At 32.4% G+C, this 18978-nt stretch carries 17 protein-coding genes; 14 read left to right on the top strand and 3 right to left on the bottom strand.

Annotation, left to right across the window (positions count from 1 at the left end):
• Positions 1 to 8 precede the first annotated feature (8 nt).
• The 5 genes from EYY60_RS19920 (at position 9) to EYY60_RS19900 (ending at position 5848) form a co-directional block, all read left to right on the top strand.
• The gene (locus EYY60_RS19920) at positions 9 to 2036 is read left to right on the top strand and encodes a hypothetical protein (protein WP_132991037.1); all 2028 of its coding nucleotides are present in this window, start codon (positions 9 to 11) and stop codon (positions 2034 to 2036) included.
• A gap of 212 nt (positions 2037 to 2248) precedes the next feature.
• Positions 2249 to 3082 (top strand): DUF4846 domain-containing protein, encoded by an 834-nt coding sequence (locus EYY60_RS19915; protein WP_132991036.1) that lies wholly within the window; start codon positions 2249 to 2251, stop codon positions 3080 to 3082.
• Entirely contained in the window at positions 3083 to 3829 is a 747-nt protein-coding gene (locus tag EYY60_RS19910; RefSeq protein ID WP_132991035.1) for a M15 family metallopeptidase, read from the top strand.
• A 69-nt stretch (positions 3830 to 3898) separates the two neighbouring features.
• Positions 3899 to 4795 carry a LysR family transcriptional regulator gene (locus EYY60_RS19905; RefSeq protein ID WP_132991034.1) on the top strand — a complete coding sequence of 299 codons (897 nt, stop codon included), beginning with the start codon at positions 3899 to 3901 and terminating at the stop codon, positions 4793 to 4795.
• A gap of 75 nt (positions 4796 to 4870) precedes the next feature.
• Positions 4871 to 5848: a YeiH family protein gene (locus EYY60_RS19900; protein WP_132991033.1), complete on the top strand. Its 978-nt coding sequence runs from the start codon at positions 4871 to 4873 to the stop codon at positions 5846 to 5848.
• Between the two features lies 1 nt (position 5849).
• Here EYY60_RS19900 and EYY60_RS19895 read toward each other — a convergent pair whose 3' ends face one another.
• Positions 5850 to 6800, bottom strand: a complete 951-nt coding sequence (locus tag EYY60_RS19895; RefSeq protein WP_132991032.1) for a glycoside hydrolase family 68 protein — start codon at positions 6798 to 6800, stop codon at positions 5850 to 5852.
• A 177-nt stretch (positions 6801 to 6977) separates the two neighbouring features.
• On the opposite strand from EYY60_RS19895, the gene EYY60_RS19890 reads away from it, so the two are divergent.
• A complete protein-coding gene (locus EYY60_RS19890; protein WP_132991031.1) occupies positions 6978 to 7976 on the top strand; it encodes a zinc dependent phospholipase C family protein in 999 nt (332 codons plus the stop codon).
• Positions 7977 to 8055: 79 nt separating this feature from the next.
• Here EYY60_RS19890 and EYY60_RS19885 read toward each other — a convergent pair whose 3' ends face one another.
• Complete coding sequence (locus EYY60_RS19885; protein ID WP_132991030.1) at positions 8056 to 10194, bottom strand: LTA synthase family protein; 2139 nt, start codon at positions 10192 to 10194, stop codon at positions 8056 to 8058.
• A gap of 204 nt (positions 10195 to 10398) precedes the next feature.
• Here EYY60_RS19885 and EYY60_RS19880 point away from each other — a divergent pair, with 204 nt between their 5' ends.
• Both EYY60_RS19880 and EYY60_RS19875 read left to right on the top strand, forming a co-directional pair.
• Complete coding sequence (locus EYY60_RS19880) at positions 10399 to 11064, top strand: response regulator transcription factor (protein WP_132991029.1); 666 nt, start codon at positions 10399 to 10401, stop codon at positions 11062 to 11064.
• Positions 11065 to 12450, top strand: a complete 1386-nt coding sequence (locus tag EYY60_RS19875; RefSeq protein WP_132991028.1) for a sensor histidine kinase — start codon at positions 11065 to 11067, stop codon at positions 12448 to 12450.
• 109 nt (positions 12451 to 12559) lie between these two features.
• Here the strand turns inward: EYY60_RS19875 and EYY60_RS22535 are convergent, their stop codons facing one another.
• On the bottom strand, positions 12560 to 12688 hold the full coding sequence (locus EYY60_RS22535) for a hypothetical protein (protein WP_262711229.1): 129 nt from the start codon (positions 12686 to 12688) through the stop codon (positions 12560 to 12562).
• Positions 12689 to 12776: 88 nt separating this feature from the next.
• On the opposite strand from EYY60_RS22535, the gene hisG reads away from it, so the two are divergent.
• The 6 genes from hisG (at position 12777) to hisA (ending at position 18966) form a co-directional block, all read left to right on the top strand.
• On the top strand, positions 12777 to 13634 hold the full coding sequence (hisG, locus tag EYY60_RS19870; protein WP_111424887.1) for an ATP phosphoribosyltransferase: 858 nt from the start codon (positions 12777 to 12779) through the stop codon (positions 13632 to 13634).
• Between the two features lie 100 nt (positions 13635 to 13734).
• Positions 13735 to 15018 carry a histidinol dehydrogenase gene (gene hisD, locus EYY60_RS19865; RefSeq protein ID WP_132991027.1) on the top strand — a complete coding sequence of 428 codons (1284 nt, stop codon included), beginning with the start codon at positions 13735 to 13737 and terminating at the stop codon, positions 15016 to 15018.
• Between the two features lie 84 nt (positions 15019 to 15102).
• Positions 15103 to 16152, top strand: coding sequence for a histidinol-phosphate transaminase (gene hisC, locus EYY60_RS19860; protein WP_132991026.1), 1050 nt, complete (start codon positions 15103 to 15105; stop codon positions 16150 to 16152).
• 173 nt (positions 16153 to 16325) lie between these two features.
• Positions 16326 to 17462 (top strand): bifunctional histidinol-phosphatase/imidazoleglycerol-phosphate dehydratase HisB, encoded by a 1137-nt coding sequence (gene hisB / locus EYY60_RS19855; RefSeq protein WP_132991025.1) that lies wholly within the window; start codon positions 16326 to 16328, stop codon positions 17460 to 17462.
• 101 nt (positions 17463 to 17563) lie between these two features.
• The gene (hisH, locus tag EYY60_RS19850; protein ID WP_132991024.1) at positions 17564 to 18145 is read left to right on the top strand and encodes an imidazole glycerol phosphate synthase subunit HisH; all 582 of its coding nucleotides are present in this window, start codon (positions 17564 to 17566) and stop codon (positions 18143 to 18145) included.
• A 98-nt stretch (positions 18146 to 18243) separates the two neighbouring features.
• Positions 18244 to 18966 carry a 1-(5-phosphoribosyl)-5-[(5-phosphoribosylamino)methylideneamino]imidazole-4-carboxamide isomerase gene (hisA, locus tag EYY60_RS19845; protein WP_132991023.1) on the top strand — a complete coding sequence of 241 codons (723 nt, stop codon included), beginning with the start codon at positions 18244 to 18246 and terminating at the stop codon, positions 18964 to 18966.
• Positions 18967 to 18978 lie beyond the last annotated feature (12 nt).

The raw sequence follows: 18978 nt of genomic DNA, 5'->3' as shown, positions 1-18978 counted from the left end.
AAATATATATGACTACAAACACGATTTTTTTATTATTGCTTTCTTTAATAATTGCTGGTGGGTTGTCGTATTTTCAATATTTTTTTAAAGCCAAAAACAAATCGAATCTGATTTGGTTTTTGGCTTTTTTGCGTTTTTTGGCCATTTTTGGATTATTGGTTTTATTGATAAACCCAATAATTTCGAAAAATTCGCTTGAAGTTATAAAAACGCCTTTGGCAATTGCAGTTGATAATTCAAGTTCAATAACAGCTTTAAAATCAGATAAAAAAGTTGTTGAATTGTATCAAAAACTGATTTCAAACCCTGCTTTAAAGGAAAAGTTCGAAATTCAGTCGTATAAATTTGATGCCGATTTTAAATCTTCGGATAAATTTGATTTTAAAGGAAAGCAAACTAATCTTGATGAAGTTGCCAAAAATCTAAAAAACATCAACAAAAACCTGACTTTCCCAACCGTAATTATTACCGATGGAAATCAGACTACAGGAAACGACTACGTTTATAGATTCGATCCTGCTAATAAAGTTTATCCTTTGGTTGTGGGAGATACAACCACTTTTTTTGATTTAAAAATCAATCAATTAAATGTAAACAAATACGCTTTTCATAAAAATAAATTTCCGGTAGAAGTTTTTCTACAATATTCAGGCGATAAGCCAACAACTGCTGATTTTACCATTTCACAAGGAAATTCAGTTGTGGCAAAAGAGAAAGTTTCCTTTTCGCCTTCTAAAAAAACAGCTTCAATAAATTTGCTTTTGCCAGCCGATAAAGTGGGACTTCAAATATTTAGAGCCTCAATTTCTTCAAATGTAAAAGAGAAAAACAGCTACAATAATATCAAGAATTTTGCTGTTGAAATAATTGATCAAAAATCTACAATCGCAATTGTTTCGGCTATAAATCATCCAGATATTGCAGCTTTAAAACGTTCAATTGAAGTTAATGCGCAACGTAAAGTGATTTTAGTTAAACCAAATGATATCAGTAAGTTGCAAGAAGCTTCTGTTTTGGTTTTGTATCAACCGAATGCTTCTTTTAAAGCCGTTTTCGATAACAATAAAAATGCCGGAAGAAACACCTTCATCATAACAGGTAACAATACCGATTTCAATTTTTTAAATCAGCAACAAAACAATCTGATTTTTAAAATGAGTGGACAAGTTGAGGATTATTTGTCCGAATTTCAATCGCAGTTTAATCTGTTTGCAATTGATAATATAGGTTTCGAAAATTTCCCTCCATTACAAAATGCATTCGGAACAATTACAACTAACGGAAATGTTTCAGTTTTGCTTTCTTCAAGAATTAGAAATGTTTCTACAAATGCGCCTTTATTGGCTTTCGCCGAAAATCAAGGAAAAAGAACGGCTTTTCTTTTAGGAGAAAACAGCTGGAAATGGCGTTTGCAGAGTCATATCGACAATCAATCTTTTGAAAAATATGATGTTTTTATAGATAAGATAATTCAGTTTTTAGCGACTTCAGCTTCAAAAAAATCTTTGGTAGTAACACATGAAAGTTTTTATAATTCTGGAGATGAACTTGTAATTAATGCGCAATATTTTAATAAAAACTACGAATTTGACGAAAAAGCAAGATTGACAATTTCGGTTACAAATACAGAAACGAAGCAAAATAAAAACTACGATTTATTAAAAGGAAATAATTCTTATTCTGTAAATCTAGACGGATTAACTGCCGGAAAATACAATTTTACGGTAAAGGAATTAAATTCAAATACTTCGTATTCAAGTCATTTTGAAATTTTAGATTTTGATATTGAAAAACAATTTGTAAATCCTGACGTTTTAAAACTGAAACAATTAGCTTTACAAACTAATGGAAAAGCATTCTTCGAAAATCAGGTAGATGATTTAATTAACACGCTTTTAGAAAATAAAGAATACAAATCAATCGAGAAAAATGTTTCAACAAAAACACCAATAATTGACTGGGTTTGGTTGTTAATCTTGATTACTGCTTTATTAACAACGGAATGGTTTGTTAGGAAGTATAATGGACTTTTGTAGTTTTTATGCTGTCCCTACGGGACATAAAGAATGTTGTTGGCTTTAGGTTACCAATATTTAATCTCTACGAGATTGTTTGCTATTTGTTTTAGCTCCGTTAGGAGCTTAATGTTGGTAGAATTTATTAACAACGGAATGTTTTGTTGTGATGAAATATAATTGAATTCCTAGCGTTTTTTAATCTTGTGATTATAAGATAAAAGTCTAAAATTATGAAAGTTAAATTCTTTTTTACCGTAGCAATTTTAATGGCAATTTTTTGCTTTTTTTCATTTTCAGAGACAAATACTACCAACAAAAACAATCTTTTGGAAAACACGATCCAGCAACGTTTTCAACTGCCTCAGGGATTTGTGAGGGAAGAGGAATCTAAAACTTCGTTTGATTTTTTTTTGCGAAATCTTCCATTAAAACCATTGGGTTCAAATGTTTTGTATTTTGATGGAACTATAAAACCAAATAAAAACGTTTATGAAGCGGTTGTGGATTTGCCCATTGGAAAACAGGATTTGCATCAATGTGCTGATGCCGTAATGCGTTTACGAGCAGATTATTTTTTTAGTCAAAAACAGTACGATAAAATACATTTTAATTTTACAAATGGTTTCCGAGCTGATTTTAGCAAATGGGCTGCAGGTTACAGAATTGCAGTTAAAGGCAACAAAACCAATTGGATTAAAACGGCAAAACCATCTGACACTTATGAAACTTATTGGAAATACTTAGAGACGGTTTTTATGTATGCAGGAACGGCTTCGCTAGAAAAAGAACTAAAACCAATTAATGTTTCAGACATAAAAATAGGGGATGTTTTTATAAAAGGAGGCTTTCCGGGTCATGCCGTTATTGTGGTTGATATGGCTGTAAATCCCAAAAACAATCAAAAAATTATGCTTTTGGCGCAAAGTTATATGCCGGCACAGGAAATTCAAATATTGAAAAATCCAAATAATAGTTCGTTGAGTCCTTGGTATGCTGTTGATTTTGGAACTTCTCTGAAAACACCCGAATGGACTTTTAGTTCCTTACAATTAAAACGTTTTTAAATGAAACGATTCTTTTTTTTAGTCCTTATATTTCAAAATGCTTTTTCGCAAGAAATCCCATTGAATGTTCAAAAAATAATTAAAGCATATCCAGATCAAATCATTGGTTATAAAGACAATAAGATTATTTTTAGTGATAAAACAACTTTAATTTATGATGATTTTAAAAATAAAACGGATCAAGAATTATTAGATAGTCCTGATATTGAGGATCAGTTTAAGTTTGTTTATAATAAAGCAGATAAGAATTTAATTCCAAAGGACGATCCAGGAAGAATTCGAAATGAAGCTTTTTTTAAGAAAATCTACGGAAATTCGAAATCAGAAGTTGAATCAAAAATGACTGAAATTATTTGGTGCCCAAAATTAGTCAATCAGAAAATAAAAGTAACAACCGTAAATGGTATTGATAAAATAATAAAAAAACTCTCAGCAGAATTAGATAATAATCCAGAGTTTAAAAAATACATTATTGATATTGGAGGCACATTTAATTGGAGAAAAATTTCAGGGACAAACCGATTGAGTATGCATAGTTTTGGAATGACAATAGATATTAATATCAAAAATTCTAATTATTGGCAATGGGATTGTAACTGTAAAAATGAAGATGCTACTCTTTCGTATAGAAATCAGATTCCGCTCAAGCTAGTTTCAATTTTCGAAAAATACGGCTTTATTTGGGGAGGAAATTGGAAACATTATGATACAATGCATTTTGAGTTTCGACCTGAACTTTTGTTGTAAGTTTTAAAATTATTTTATTGCAAAAAATAGTTCAGAGGAAAGTGGATTAGGAATTAAAAATTTATAATTATGGATTTTAGGCTAAAAGTATTTTACACTGTTGCGCTCCGCCTTAACTTTACTAAAGCGGCAACCGAATTGTATATCACACAGCCTGCTGTTTCAAAACACATTCAGGAGCTCGAAGAAACCTATAAAACGAAACTTTTTGAACGAAACGGTTCTAAAATTGCCTTGACTCCAGCCGGAGAAATTTTATTAAAACATACAAAAGAAATCTTCGAAATTTATCGCGAAATAGATTTTGAAATGAGTTCCTTTATCAGTGAACGTCAAGGTTTGCTGCGTTTAGGAGCAAGTACAACAATTTCCCAATATGTTATTTCTCCAGTTTTGGCGCGTTTTCATCAAAAACAAAAAGACATTAAAGTCAATTTGCTGAATGGAAATACAGAGCAAATTGAAAATGCTTTAATCAACAAAGAAATCGAAATAGGAATTGTTGAAGGGCAATCTAAAAATCAGTCGATTAAATATATTCCGTTTTTAAAAGATGAACTGGTTTTGGTTTGCAGCAGTAAAAATCCGTTAGCGAAGCAAAATGAAGTTTCAGTAAACGATTTAAAATCAATGAAATTCATAACCAGAGAACGTGGCTCAGGAACACTTGAAGTTATAGAATTTGCTTTGAAAAATATAAACTTAAAACTTTCTGATTTGCAGATTGAAATGCAGTTAGGAAGTACGGAAAGCATAAAATCGTATCTTTTAAATTCTGATTGCTTTGCCTTTATGTCTATTCATGCTGTTGGTAATGAATTGAAAAATAAAGAATTGATGGTTTTGGATGTTGAAAATTTGACCATCGACAGATATTTCTATATTATTACTTTGTTAGGGAAATCCGACCCTTTATCTGAATTATTTATTCAGAATATTTCATCTCATTATAACTTGAAGTTATAGGAGATTGTTATTTGCGATTGGTGATTCTCCTAAAAAGAACTGACCTTTGCAGAGTAAAATATCAATTATCACATTTTGAAAACGAAACAACAATCAGCATCGCAATTATTTGAAATCAATGAATCATTACAGCAAGTACTTTTTGCAGTAATTGTTTTATTGTGTTTATTTTCGATTATTTCTCCTCCAGTTGCTTTGTTGTTAGGTGTTGTTCTTGTAAATGTATTCGGAAATCCATTTGCAGAATTTAATGCTAGAGCAATCACGTTTTTATTGCAATTTTCAGTTGTTGGATTAGGTTTCGGAATGAATGCCTCTAGCGCTTTTTCAGCTGGAAAAGAAGGTTTTATATTAACTGTATTTTCTATTTTCAGCACCTTAATTTTTGGTTTTCTTTTGGGAAAATGGCTGAAAACCGAGAAAAAAACATCTCACTTAATTTCATGTGGCACAGCAATTTGCGGAGGAAGCGCAATTGCGGCGATCTCGCCAGTAATTAAATCAAATGAAAATCAGACTTCGATTGCATTGGGCGTTATTTTTATTTTGAATTCTATCGCATTGTTTGTTTTCCCATTTATTGGACATCAGTTGAATTTGTCACAGCAAGATTTTGGGTTATGGTGCGCTATTGCAATTCATGATACAAGTTCTGTTGTTGGCGCTGCAAATAAATATGGTGCCGAAGCTTTGCAAATAGCAACAACTGTAAAATTAGCAAGAGCATTATGGATTATTCCGATTTCGCTTATTACAGCAGTGATTTTCAAGAATAAATCCCGAAGCGTCGGGACAAAAATAAAGATTCCTTATTTCATCGGACTGTTTATTTTGGCGATGTTGTTGAATTCTTACGTTCCAAATATTTCTCATTTTGCGCCACATATTGTAAGTGTTGCAAAAATTGGATTGACGATAACTTTGTTCTTGATTGGTGCCACTTTAAACTTTACAACTTTAAAAGCAGTAGGAGTGAAGCCTTTGCTTCAAGGTGTTTTTCTTTGGGTTTTTATTGCAGTTTTGAGCTTAGTTTCGGTTATTTATTTGGCATAAATCATTTTGCATTAAAAATTTTGACCACTGGTTTGCCGATCATTTTGTAGAATTTCCCTTTAAATTCAAAACGCCTTTCAATTGCAAAATCAAATTGTTTTTTTGTTTTGGCTGTCGTAGCGAGTTCTGCCGGCAAATCAACTTCAAAATCATCTTCTGTATTTTTTGCTTTTTTATAGGAACCAGTTGTTTTGATTATAAAATCCCTAAAAAACTTCTTGTTGTTATCTGTAATGACAGTATAAGAGCTTGACCAGTTCGAACTAATACTATTTGAAAGCGTATAATAATCTACCTCCATTAAAGGTTGATATTTGCCGTCAAATCCTGCAATTAGATATAAATAGCCATTGTATGGCGCACCTGCGCCTCCATTGGTATGTAAAATGGTAAAGGCATATTGATTTTCTCCAATTTCAACAAGTTTGGGTTTTGGTGCTTGAGAAAATGAACCGAATGCAGCAATTGCGGGTTGAAATGACTTCATTTCCCAAATAGTTCCGTTTTTGGCAAATTTAGCAACACCAACAAGACCTCCAAAAAATCGTCCTGTTTGCAAACCATCTTCATCATTTTCTGAATGATTAAAGAATAATAGCTTGAACTGATTTCCTTTTGAATCTGCATAATCGAAATTTTCGAGAAGTCTTGTTGCAACGCCTTGTGTGTAAGGAAATAATTGATCGCCTTCTGTTCCATTCACATCTATATAAGCGGCTGGTTTGCAAGATTTGCACTTCCAGCTTATAAAGGTATTTTTATCAGCGTAATGGTATATGTTTCCTGTAAATAATTGCAGCATTGTCGTTTCCGCGTTAAATGGATCAGCAATTTTTAGTGTTCTTTTTGTGTTTAAAATGGTATCGCTAACATTTTTTAGGTGGATATCAGTTTCTTGTGCGAATGAAATTACAGTCAAGAAAAGAAATAGATGTAAAGCAGTAAGGCGCATAGTAATTTTGTTAAATTGTAAAATCAAACTTACAAATAAAATTTGAGTCAGAAATAAGCTTATGGCACTTATAAAGCTTAAAATGGAGAAAAAATTAAATTAGTACAATCTTAAATAGTATTCTTTGAATTATCTTTAAATTATGTGTAGATTTGCCCCCTCAAATAACAAAAACAAATGAAAAACTTCAGAATGAGACCAAGGTTAATTGCCTTATTTGCTTTAATTATTGGTTTTTTTACTTTATCATGGGGTATTGTAGGCCATGAAAGAATCAACAAAGCGGCTGTAATGGCTTTGCCAAAACAAGTACAGGTATTCTTTTACAATCACATTGATTTTATTACTCAAGAGGCTTCAGTTCCAGACATTCGTAAATATGCTTTAAATTATAAAGAAGAAAATGGGAGACATTATTTTGATATGGAAAATTTTGGACCTGTTGAGAGTTTGCCACAGACATTAGAAGAAGCGAAACAAAAATATGATGCTAAATTTTTGAATGATAATGGAATTTTGCCTTGGTACATTGAAGAAATGATGGCAAAATTGACTAAAGCTTTTAAAGATAAAAACAGAGCTGAAATTTTGTTTCTTGCAGCAGATTTAGGTCATTATATCGGAGATGCGCACATGCCTTTGCATACTTCAGCGAATCATGACGGACAATTAAGCGATCAAAAAGGAATTCATTCACTTTGGGAAAGCAGATTGCCAGAATTATTCGCAAAAAACTATAAATTAAATGTTCCTGAAGCACAATATTATGAAGATGTTCATAAAGCAACTTGGGCTATGATTAATGATACACACAGCTTAGTTAGACCGTTGTTGGATATCGATAAAAAATTGAGAACTTCAACTCCAGAAGATGGTGTGTTTAAAAAAGATGCTGAAGGCAAAATTTTGAAAACAAAATACAATACTGCTGTTTTCTCTGAAGAATATGCTGAGAAATTGCATAAAGATCTGAATGGAATGGTTGAGTCTCAAATGAGAAAAGCAATCGCTGCAACAGCAAGTTTTTGGTACACAGCATGGGTAAATGCAGGAAAACCAGATTTAAGTACTTTAGATGCCCCAGCTATTACTCAAAGAAATTATCCAGCTTTGCAGGAAGATTTAAAGCTATACCAAAAAGGTGATTTATTCGGAATGAAAAATCAAAACGATTAAGTTTCGATCAAGTTCAAGTAAAAAAGAAAGCCTCAAGTTCTTATGAATTTGAGGCTTTCTTTTTTGGTTTTTATGACTGTTATAATTTGTCGGCAGCATACAACTTGGCGTGTTTTGCTTTTAAATCATTGAACTGATATTGCTTTTCTTTTAATAAATAAGAAGCTGATTGATAGTAAGAAATGGCATCATTTACCAAATCGGTTCTTTCAGTTTTCAATGGACTTTCTTCGTACATAATTTGAAAATCCGGTGCAACTCCTGCCATTGGTTTTACTTTTAAGGCATATTGTTTTACTACTTGTTTTGGCGACAAAATAGTCAAAACATTGTCTTTTATAAGTCCCAAGTCTTGATAAGTCGCAATGAAAGCTCTCGGTTTGTAATCGGTTTTAAAAACGTCTTGACCGAAAAATTTGCTTTCATAATCAAAATGCAACATTCCAAAAAGCGTTGGCATTAAATCAATTTGCGACATCAATTGATTGTATTGCGCTGGTTTTTTATTTGGAGTGTAAATAAAGGCCGGAATTCTATATTTGTCTAATGGAAGTTGCGTTTTTCCTGCACTTGAAGCACAATGGTCGGCCACAATAACAAAAACAGTATTGTTGAACCAAGGTTGTTTGCTTGCCATTTCGAAGAATTTTCGAAGTGCAAAATCAGTATATTTTACACCGCCTTCACGAGATTTAATATCACCTGGAATATCAATTTTATTGTTTGGATAGGTAAACGGTCTATGGTTGCTCACCGTCATAATATGATTAAAAAAAGGTTTGTTTCCCTTTGCTTCGGCGTTCATTACTTTGATTGCTTTATTGTACATATCTTCATCACAAACTCCCCAAACATTTGAAAATGTAATTTCTTCTGGCGAAAAGCTTGATTTGTCTACAATTTGATAGCCATTCCCGGAATAAAAATCTCTCATGTTGTCAAAAAAAGCATCGCCTCCATACATGAATTTTACATTATAGCCTTTTGCTTTAAAAACAGATCCAGTTGAAAACTTGTTTTTGTTGTCTTCGCGCTTCACAACACTTTCGCCAGCAGTTGGAGGCAAGCACAAAGTCACTGCTTCAAGACCGCGAACAGTTCTGTTTCCTGCAGCGTACAAATTGGTAAACTGCAAGCTTTTTTGCGCTAAACTATCTAGGAAAGGAGTAATGTTTTGCTTATTTCCATAAGCTTTCATAAAATCGGCACTGTAACTTTCAATTGTGATTAAAACAACATTTTTGTGAGTTTCAAGAGAATCGCTAGAAATTTTTCTGGCTGTATTGTCGCCTGAGATATTCGGAAAATTTACCTTTAAATTAGCAAATGCCTGATCGTTCGGCAACGTTTTGTAAAACTTGAAATAGTCTAATTTGTTGTTTTGGAAAGCCAAGTAAAACTTATATATTCCGTTTGATTGCAATTCATTGACAAAAACATTTTTAGAGTTTTCAGTTTTTGACATCGTTGGAACTGCAAATAAAGAGATAAAAAACAGACCTAAGTAGATTCCCGAAATTTTTAATTTTTCATTTAGATTAGGGATTTCTTCAAGATAGTTTTTGGATTTTTTTAATATAAAATAAGTAATTGTGGCAGTTATTATAAAAAGAACAGAAAAAATAGGAACAACAGGATAAGACTGCATGATATTCCCGATTACCTCATTTGTGTAAATCAAATAATTGACAGCAATGAAATTGTATTTTACTCCAAATTCATTCCAAAAGAAATATTCGCTCAATCCATTTTGAAGAATCAATAGAACGTAAAGGAAAATAACAAAAGCAAATAACCAGTATCTGATTTTGTCTCTCCATTTTGGAAGAAAAAGCAATAGAGAAAAAAGGAGCGTTTTTATTCCAACAAATATTAAAACAATTCGTGGCAAAGCACCGCCGTATTCATCCAATATGCTTTTTCCAGAGGCAATATATAGAAGTAAAGCAACAAAGCCCAAAAGGATAATGTATCCGTATGGTTTGTGGTATTTTGCATTGGAAATGAAAATTAAATAAAGCCATAAGAATCCACTTGCCAATACAAAAACAAAAAAATCAGAAACTAATCCTAAACTGAAAATCTTTAAACTTTCAAGGATTGTAAACGAGCTCTGCGTTATTGGGTGAAAGAAAAGAACAATTCGCAATAAAAAACTAACTAAAAAATAGAAGATTGCGAGATTGTAAAAAGGTGAAAACTTTTTATAGAAAACCATGGTATTATATTTTATGCAAAATTAATTTGCATTAATGAATGGCAGATGAAGATATGCTTTTACCTTGCTTAGCGTTAACTTAATGTTGTCTTAAGATGATTAAATTGGTTTATTATAGAGCATTAAGGCTACTTCTAAGTATGAAAATTTTTATCTTTGACAAACCTAAGGGGAGATTCAGTTTTAAATCTAAATCGTAAATACATGCATATTTTAATAGTTGAAGATGAATTAGGAATTGTGCAATTTCTGCAACAAGGACTACAAGAAGAAGGTTATTTGGTGACAACAGCCAATGACGGCTCAAAAGGATTTGAATTGGTTCAAGAGCATCAATTTGACCTAATCTTGTTGGATTGGATGTTGCCTAAAATTAACGGTTTGGATTTGTGTAAAGCGATCAGAATCAAAGATCAGCATACGCCAATCATTTTCTTGACTGCAAAAGATACTGTGCAGGAAACGATTGCAGGTTTAAAAGCTGGTGCAAATGATTATATCAAGAAGCCTTTTAGTTTTGAAGAGCTTGTAGAGCGCATTAAAATTCATTTCAGGCATAAAAAAGGAGATCAGGAATTAATGCTTGGCACCATAAAAATTGATTTGTCGAAACATATTGTGCTTAAAGATGATGAAGAAGTGGCGCTCACGCAGAGAGAATTTGAATTGCTGACCTATTTAATTCAGAATAAAGGTAAAGTTTGTACCCGAAATCAAATCTTGAAAGATGTTTGGGAAATTAATTTTGAGTACGATACAGGCGTGATTGATGTTTTTATGAACGCCATTAGGAAAAAACTCAATTTAAAAATTGAAGAAGATTATATAAAAACGATTCGTGGAATTGGTTATATAGCTAATGATTTGTAAATGGAACAACTATCTTTTAAGCACAGAATTGCTTTAAACTATATCATAACAACGGGCTTGTTGATATTGGTGGTTTTTTCAGCCACTTATTTTACTGTAAAATTTACTGTTTATAAGCATATTGATGAAAATTTGATGATTGAAATTAACGATCATTTAAAAGAAGTCAGAATCGAAAATAAGAAAGTGATTTTTATGGATGCCGAAGAATGGGAGGAGCGAGAGCACAATTCTGTTGATGTGAATCCTGTTTTTGTCCAGTTTTTGGATTTGAATAAGAAAATAATTGAAAAATCTCCAAATTTAAAAAACGAAAAATTAGTTTACCACGAAAGCAAAGATCATTATGAATTGTTTGACACCAAATTATTGGGCAATAAAATCAGGCAAATTCAAATTCCGCTTCATATAAAGTCTAAAAAAGTAGGCTATTTGATCATTGCAATGTCACTTTCTGACTCGGCTAAAGTATTGGAAAACCTTTTGGATACTTTGTTAATTGCTTTTCCAATAATCTTGGTAGTACTTTATTTAATTGCGAGGTTTTTTGCTGGACGAAGTATTAGACCAATAAATGCAATTATAAATACATCTAAAATAATTACAAAAGACAATTTAAAAACGAGGATTCCGTTGCCAAAAACACGTGACGAATTGTTTACACTTTCAAAAACAATAAATAATTTATTGAACCGAATTGAAGACGCTATTGAACGCGAAAAACAATTTACTTCAGATGCTTCACATGAGCTAAGAACGCCTCTCACAGTAATTAAAGGAACACTTGAAGTTTTGATTCGTAAACCTCGTGATAATAAGGAATATGAAGAAAAAATAAATTATTGTATAAATGAAGTTGATCATTTGAATGCACTTGTAGATCAGTTGCTTGTAATGGCGCGTTTTGAGAATCAAAAACAAAATATTAAAACAGAATCGGTTTATTTGAATTCATTGATTTTAGATGTTTTTACATTGAATTCTGAAAAGATAAATGCGAAAAACATTAAAGTGAAATTTGATGCGAGTACCGATTGTTATATTCAGTCGGATACTTTTTTGATGATTACGATTTTAAGAAATATTATCTCAAACGCAATTAAATATACAAATAATGGAGGCAGCATTTTGGTTTTGCTACTAAAGCAAAACGGCAAGACAATATGCAAAATAAAAGATAACGGAATCGGAATTGCGAAAGAGGATTTAGAATTTATCATGAATCCGTTTTTCAGGTCAAATTCGACTGATCACCCTGAAATTAAAGGAACTGGGCTAGGTTTGTCTATTGTGAAAAGAACTACTGAATTACTGGATATCAAGCTAAAAATAGAGAGCGAACTAGAAGAAGGAACAACTGTAATCTTGACTTTTAAAGAAGATTAAGAAAACGTTATAGTAAATTGAAAATCGGCAGTAAAAATGGCGCTTCAATTTTTATTTAACAATAAACTATCGTTAAGTTATATTAAAAATTGCTTTTTTATGAAATTAACTAGTATATTTGCAACCGAATCAAAGAATTATAAAACAAACCAAACAATGATTTCAAATCAATTACATCATCATCATTTTCATTATTGCTCTCAAGCGATGTGTTAATGGTATGGATGTAAATCATCATATTTTAAAACCCGTTTGAGTACATCAAACGGGTTTTTTTATACCAATTCTTTGTACTCAAACTATTAATCAAACAACAACTAAAAAAAATGAGTACTTTAAAAATTGCAATTCAAAAATCAGGTCGTTTAAACGAAGACAGCATTCAGATCCTTAAAGATTGCGGTATTTCAATCAACAACGGAATCGACCAATTAAAAGCAGAAGCTTCAAACTTTCCTCTTGAAGTTTTGTATCTTAGAAATTCAGATATTCCTCAATATTTAATTGATGGAGTAGTAGATTTAGCGATTGTTGGCGACAATCTTTTAGTGGAAAAAGGAAAAGGAATTGAAGTGGTTCAAAAACTAGGTTTCTCAAAATGCAAAGTTTCTGTTGCAGTTCCTAAAACTTTCGAGTACAATTCAGTTCAAGATTTAGCAAATCTTCGTATTGCAACTTCTTACCCAAATACAGTTAATGAATATTTCAGTAAATTTGGGTTAACTGTAGATATTCACCAAATTTCTGGTTCAGTTGAAATTGCTCCAAATATAGGACTTGCTGATGCAATTGTAGATATCGTTTCAAGCGGTAGCACACTTTTCAAAAACAACTTAAAAGAAGTTGAAGTAATCTTAAAAAGTGAAGCGGTTTTAGCAGTTTCTCCAAAAGTTTCTCCTGAAATACAAAAACACATTGACACTTTAAAATTCAGAATCCAGGCAGTTTTAAGGGCTAGAAATTCAAAATATATCTTAATGAACGTTCCAAACGATAAAATTGAAGCAGTTGGAAAAATCCTTCCGGTTTTGAGAAGTTTAACGGTTCTTCCATTAGCGCAAGAAGGTTGGAGCAGTGTTCACTCTGTAATTGATAAAGATACTTTTTGGGATGTAATCGATCAATTAAAAGAAGTTGGAGCAGAAGGAATTCTTGTTTGCCCAATTGAGAAAATGGTTTTGTAGGGCTTCGCCCGCTTTAGGCTTTAGGCAGTAAGCTATAAGCCAAAATCGCAAAGTTAAGAAAGCTTAAAGCCTAAGGCTTATAGCATAAAGCATAAAAAAAATGAATAAAATAGACAATCCAAAACCAGAAATCTGGTCAGAAATATTAAAAAGACCAACTCAAACTATTGATGATATTGAGGTTACAGTAAAAGAAATCTTCAAAGAAGTTCAGAGAAAAGGAGATGAAGCTGTAGCAAAATATACTTCGATTTTTGATGGAATTTCATTAGATAATTATGAGGTTTCTCAAGAAGAAATCAATGAAGCTATTAGTTTGATTCCGAATGAATTGAAAGAGGCTATTGAATTGGCAAAGAACAATATTTACAAATTTCATAGTGCACAAAAAACAGACAGAATTGAGGTCGAAACTGTTGAAGGAGTAAATTGCTGGCAAGAAAAAAGACCAATTCAAAAGATTGGCTTGTATATTCCTGGAGGAACAGCGCCTTTGTTTTCAACTGTTTTAATGTTGGCTGTTCCCGCCGAAATTGCTGGATCCAAAGAAATTGTGTTGTGTTCGCCACCAGATAAAAAAGGGAAAATTAATCCGGCAATTTTATATGCAGCGAATTTATGTGGCGTAACTAAAATTTTGAAAGTTGGTGGTATTCAAGCTATTGCAGGAATGACTTTTGGAACACAATCGATACCAAAAGTATACAAGATTTTTGGACCGGGAAATCAATTTGTGACTGTGGCGAAACAATTAGCAACGCAATTTGGCGTTGCGATTGACATGCCGGCTGGCCCATCAGAATTATTGATAGTGGCTGATGATACAGCAGTTCCGGCTTTCGTAGCTTCGGATTTGTTGTCTCAGGCAGAACATGGGACAGACAGCCAAGTGATTTTGGTTTCAACTTCGAGAAGATTAATCAATGACGTTGAAAATGAAATCCAATCACAATTAGAAGTTCTTCCAAGAAAGGCGATCGCTGAAAAAGCAATTCAAAACTCGAAATTGATTTATGTTGAAAACGATCAAATTGCTTTGGATTTAATCAATGAATATGGGCCTGAGCACTTTATAATATGTTCAGAATACGATGATTTCTACTGTAACGGAATTGTAAATGCAGGTTCAGTTTTCATTGGAAATTACACGCCTGAAAGTGCCGGAGATTACGCTTCAGGAACGAATCATACCTTGCCTACAAATGGCTATGCTAAAAATTACAGCGGTGTAAATTTGGATAGTTTTATGAAATCAATGACTTTTCAAAAAATTACAAAAACAGGAATTTTAAACATTGGAAAAGCAATCGAAACAATGGCTGAAGCCGAAGGTTTGCAAGCGCACAAGAATGCAGTAACTTTAAGATTGAAGAGTTTAGAATAAGATGAGAATAGAAAAAAATGAGCAAAGAAGTAAGATTTTATGAAGTCTTTCTTCTTGGTTCTTGCTTCTTAAAAAAATAACACAATGAGTACTTTCGATATAAATACAATAACAAGAGAAAATGTAAAATCCTTAAAACCATATTCTTCTGCAAGAGATGAGTTTGAGGATTTTGATACCGCCGACATGATTTTCCTGGATGCGAATGAAAATCCATATCAAAATGGCGTAAACCGTTATCCGGATCCACAACAAAATTCAGTTAAAGCGATTTTGGCTAAAAATAATTTAATAAAACAAAATCAGATTTTATTAGGAAACGGAAGTGATGAAGTCTTGGACTTGCTTTTCAGAGCTTTCTGCGAACCTAATAAAGACAATATTATTTCGTTGCCACCAACATATGGAATGTATGGTGTTTTGGCGAATATCAATGCGGTTGAAAACAGAGAAATTCTTTTAACAACAGATTTTCAGCCACAAGTAGAAAAGATTCTAGAAGCGGTTAATGAGAATACAAAAATCATCTTTTTATGTTCGCCTAATAATCCAACAGGAAATTCTTTTTCAGATGAAAGCGTGGTGAAATTGCTTCAAAATTTCAGAGGTTTGGTAGTAATTGATGAAGCGTATATAGATTTTTCTGAGAAAGAAAGCTGGCTGGCGGAAATTGATGCTTATCCTAATTTAGTAATTACGCAAACACTTTCAAAAGCGTATGGTTTGGCAGGAATTCGTCTAGGAATTTGTTATGCTTCAGAAACTGTAATTTCAATTTTAAACAAGATCAAGCCTCCTTATAATGTCAATGAACTAACACAGCAAAGAGCAATTGAGCGTTTAAAAGATTCTGAAAAAATAAAGCAAGAAATAGCGTCTATTGTTGAGCAAAGAGAGGAATTGCTTAAAGTGTTACTTGAAGTAAGTTTTGTTGAAAAAGTGTATCCAACAGAAGCCAATTTTATCTTAGCAAAAGTGGATGACGCAAACAAAAGATACGATCAATTAATCGAAAAAGGAATTGTGATTCGAAATAGAACAACACAGCCTTTATGTGAAAACTGTCTTCGTTTTACAATTGGAACAAAAGAAGAAAATGCAATTGTAATTAGAGAATTAAAATTGTTGAACTAAAAATATTAGCCACAGATTATACAGATTAAAATGATTTTTTTATTCTGTTTGTGTATAATTTTTTTGCCACGAATTACACGAATTTACACGAATTGAATTAGTGAAATTTGTGTAATTCGTGGCAAAAGAAAAATCATTCTAATCCTTTTAATCTGTGGCAAAAAACATAAAATATGAAAAAAGTACTTTTTATCGATCGTGACGGAACGATTGTCCTAGAGCCTGAAAATTTACAATTAGATAGTTTGGATAAACTAGAATTTTATCCAAAAGCATTTCAGTACCTGGCTAAAATTGCCAATGAATTGGATTATGAATTAGCAATGGTAACTAATCAAGACGGATTAGGTACAGATAGTTTTCCGGAAGATACGTTTTGGCCAACGCAAAATTTCATTTTAAAAGCCTTTGAAAATGAAGGAGTTGTTTTTGATGAAATTTTCGTGGACAGAACTTTTCCCGAAGAGAATGCGCCAACTCGCAAGCCAAGAACGGGAATGTTGACAAAATATTTGAATAATCCAGAATATGATTTGGAGAATTCTTTTGTTTTAGGAGATCGTTTGACTGATGTTGAACTGGCTAAAAACCTTGGCGCAAAAGCGATTTTCATGAACGATACTGACGGAGCAGGAAGCAACGAAATTTCATCAAAACGCGAAGAATTGAACGAAACAATTGTTTTGCAATCAATGGATTGGAAGAAAATCTATGAGTTTTTAAAATTAGAGGCGCGTTCGGCTTCTATTACAAGAAAAACGAACGAAACGGATATTTATATTAATTTAAATCTTGACGGAACAGGAAAAAGCAAAATCGACACCGGAATTGCATTTTTTGACCACATGTTAGATCAAATCTCGCGTCACGGTCAAATGGACTTGGAGATTCTTGTAAAAGGGGATTTAGAAGTTGATGAACATCATACAATCGAAGATACAGCAATTGCTTTAGGAGAAGTTTTCGCAAAAGCTTTAGGAAATAAATTAGGAATTGAACGTTATGGTTTCTGTCTTCCAATGGACGATTGTTTAGCTCAAGCAGCAATTGATTTCGGTGGAAGAAACTGGCTGATCTGGGAAACGGAATTCAAACGTGAAATGGTAGGCAAAATGCCAACAGAAATGTTCTATCACTTCTTTAAATCATTCACAGACGGTGCAAAAGCGAATTTAAACATCAAAGCGGAAGGAATCAACGAGCATCACAAGATTGAAGCAATTTTTAAAGCTTTCGCGAAAGCGATAAAAGTAGCCGTAAAAAGAGATACTGAAAAAATGATTTTACCTTCGACAAAAGGAATGCTTTAATTGAGTCAAAAGAGGAAAGTCATAAAGTCGAAAGTTTTCCAAAATGGGGATATAGAATCGACTTTAAGACTTTAGACTTTAGACTTTAAGACTAAAATTAAATGAAAATAGTAATTATAAATTACGGAGCAGGAAATATTCAGAGCATTATGTTTGCTATTGAAAGATTGGGTTTTAAGGCTGTTTTGAGCAATAATCCTGAAGAAATAAAATCTGCAGATAAAGTGATTTTTCCTGGTGTTGGCGAGGCGAGTTCGGCGATGAGTAAACTTCGCGAAAGCGGATTGGATAGTTTGATTCCGGAATTAAAACAGCCAGTTTTAGGAATTTGTCTTGGAATGCAGTTAATGTGCAATAAAACAGAAGAAGGAAATACAAAAGGTTTAGGAATTTTTGACGTTGATGTTTTGAAATTTTCAAACAACGTAAAAGTACCGCAAATGGGATGGAATCAGATTTATGATTTAAAAACCGATTTGTTTAAAGGAATTTCTGAAAATGAATTCATGTATTTGGTTCATAGTTTTTATGCGCCAAACTGCGAATATGCTGTTGCTAAAACCAATTATGATGTTGAATACGCATCGGCATTGCAAAAAGATAATTTTTACGGAACACAATTTCACCCGGAAAAAAGCGGTGATATAGGGGAAAAAATTCTAGGCAATTTTTTAAAAATGTAGAATTTTAAGTTTCAATAACAATATCAATCAAAATATCAATTTTTGAGATTCAAAAAGACTTTTGACTTTAGGCTTTCAAACTTTAAGACTTATAAAAAATGAGAATAATACCAGCCATAGATATCATTGAAGGAAAATGCGTTCGTTTGTCCAAAGGTGATTATGATACCAAAATAATTTACAATGAAAATCCGCTTGAAGTGGCGAAATCATTTGAAGCACACGGAATTGAATATCTGCATTTAGTAGATCTTGACGGTGCAAAATCAAGCAAGATTGTCAATTATAAAATATTAGAGCAAATTGCAACGCAAACGAATTTGAAAATTGATTTTGGAGGCGGATTAAAATCGGATGATGATTTGAGAATTGCTTTTGAAAGCGGTGCAAATCAAATAACAGGAGGAAGTATTGCCGTAAAAAACAGAACAATTTTTGAAAAATGGATTTCAGAATATGGTTCAGAAAAAATCATTTTGGGCGCTGACGCAAAAGATGAAAAAATTGCAGTTTCAGGCTGGTTAGAAGAATCAAATGAAGATTTAATTCCGTTTATTCAGGATTATCAGAGTAAAGGAATTCAGTATGTTATTTGTACTGATATTGCAAAAGACGGAATGCTTCAAGGTCCAAGTTTTGATTTGTACAGTAAAATTTTAGCAGAAGCTAAAGGCGTAAAACTAATCGCTTCTGGAGGAATTTCAACTTTCGACGAATTGCCAAAATTAGCTGAATTAGGCTGTGAAGGAACTATTATCGGAAAAGCAATTTACGAAGGAAGAATTACCTTAAAACAGTTGGAGAACTACATAATTAGATAATGAGTTAATTAG

This window comes from Flavobacterium zhairuonense, assembly GCF_004352915.1.
GTDB lineage: Bacteria > Bacteroidota > Bacteroidia > Flavobacteriales > Flavobacteriaceae > Flavobacterium > Flavobacterium zhairuonense.
Note: the sequence above shows the minus strand (reverse complement) of the source record. Positions and strands in the feature narration are given on the sequence as shown.

Bases quoted from the DNA above. Each gene is read 5' to 3' on its own strand.
- hisG (WP_111424887.1), top strand. From the start codon at position 12,777: ATGAGTACTTTAAAAATTGCAATTCAAAAATCAGGTCGTTTAAACGAA.
- hisB (WP_132991025.1), top strand. From the start codon at position 16,326: ATGAAAAAAGTACTTTTTATCGATCGTGACGGAACGATTGTCCTAGAG.
- hisA (WP_132991023.1), top strand. From the start codon at position 18,244: ATGAGAATAATACCAGCCATAGATATCATTGAAGGAAAATGCGTTCGT.
- EYY60_RS19895 (WP_132991032.1), bottom strand. From the start codon at position 6,800: ATGCGCCTTACTGCTTTACATCTATTTCTTTTCTTGACTGTAATTTCA.
- hisC (WP_132991026.1), top strand. From the start codon at position 15,103: ATGAGTACTTTCGATATAAATACAATAACAAGAGAAAATGTAAAATCC.
- EYY60_RS22535 (WP_262711229.1), bottom strand. From the start codon at position 12,688: ATGATGATTTACATCCATACCATTAACACATCGCTTGAGAGCAATAAT.
- hisH (WP_132991024.1), top strand. From the start codon at position 17,564: ATGAAAATAGTAATTATAAATTACGGAGCAGGAAATATTCAGAGCATT.
- EYY60_RS19880 (WP_132991029.1), top strand. From the start codon at position 10,399: ATGCATATTTTAATAGTTGAAGATGAATTAGGAATTGTGCAATTTCTG.
- EYY60_RS19920 (WP_132991037.1), top strand. From the start codon at position 9: ATGACTACAAACACGATTTTTTTATTATTGCTTTCTTTAATAATTGCT.
- EYY60_RS19890 (WP_132991031.1), top strand. From the start codon at position 6,978: ATGAAAAACTTCAGAATGAGACCAAGGTTAATTGCCTTATTTGCTTTA.
- hisD (WP_132991027.1), top strand. From the start codon at position 13,735: ATGAATAAAATAGACAATCCAAAACCAGAAATCTGGTCAGAAATATTA.
- EYY60_RS19915 (WP_132991036.1), top strand. From the start codon at position 2,249: ATGAAAGTTAAATTCTTTTTTACCGTAGCAATTTTAATGGCAATTTTT.
- EYY60_RS19905 (WP_132991034.1), top strand. From the start codon at position 3,899: ATGGATTTTAGGCTAAAAGTATTTTACACTGTTGCGCTCCGCCTTAAC.
- EYY60_RS19875 (WP_132991028.1), top strand. From the start codon at position 11,065: ATGGAACAACTATCTTTTAAGCACAGAATTGCTTTAAACTATATCATA.
- EYY60_RS19910 (WP_132991035.1), top strand. From the start codon at position 3,083: ATGAAACGATTCTTTTTTTTAGTCCTTATATTTCAAAATGCTTTTTCG.
- EYY60_RS19885 (WP_132991030.1), bottom strand. From the start codon at position 10,194: ATGGTTTTCTATAAAAAGTTTTCACCTTTTTACAATCTCGCAATCTTC.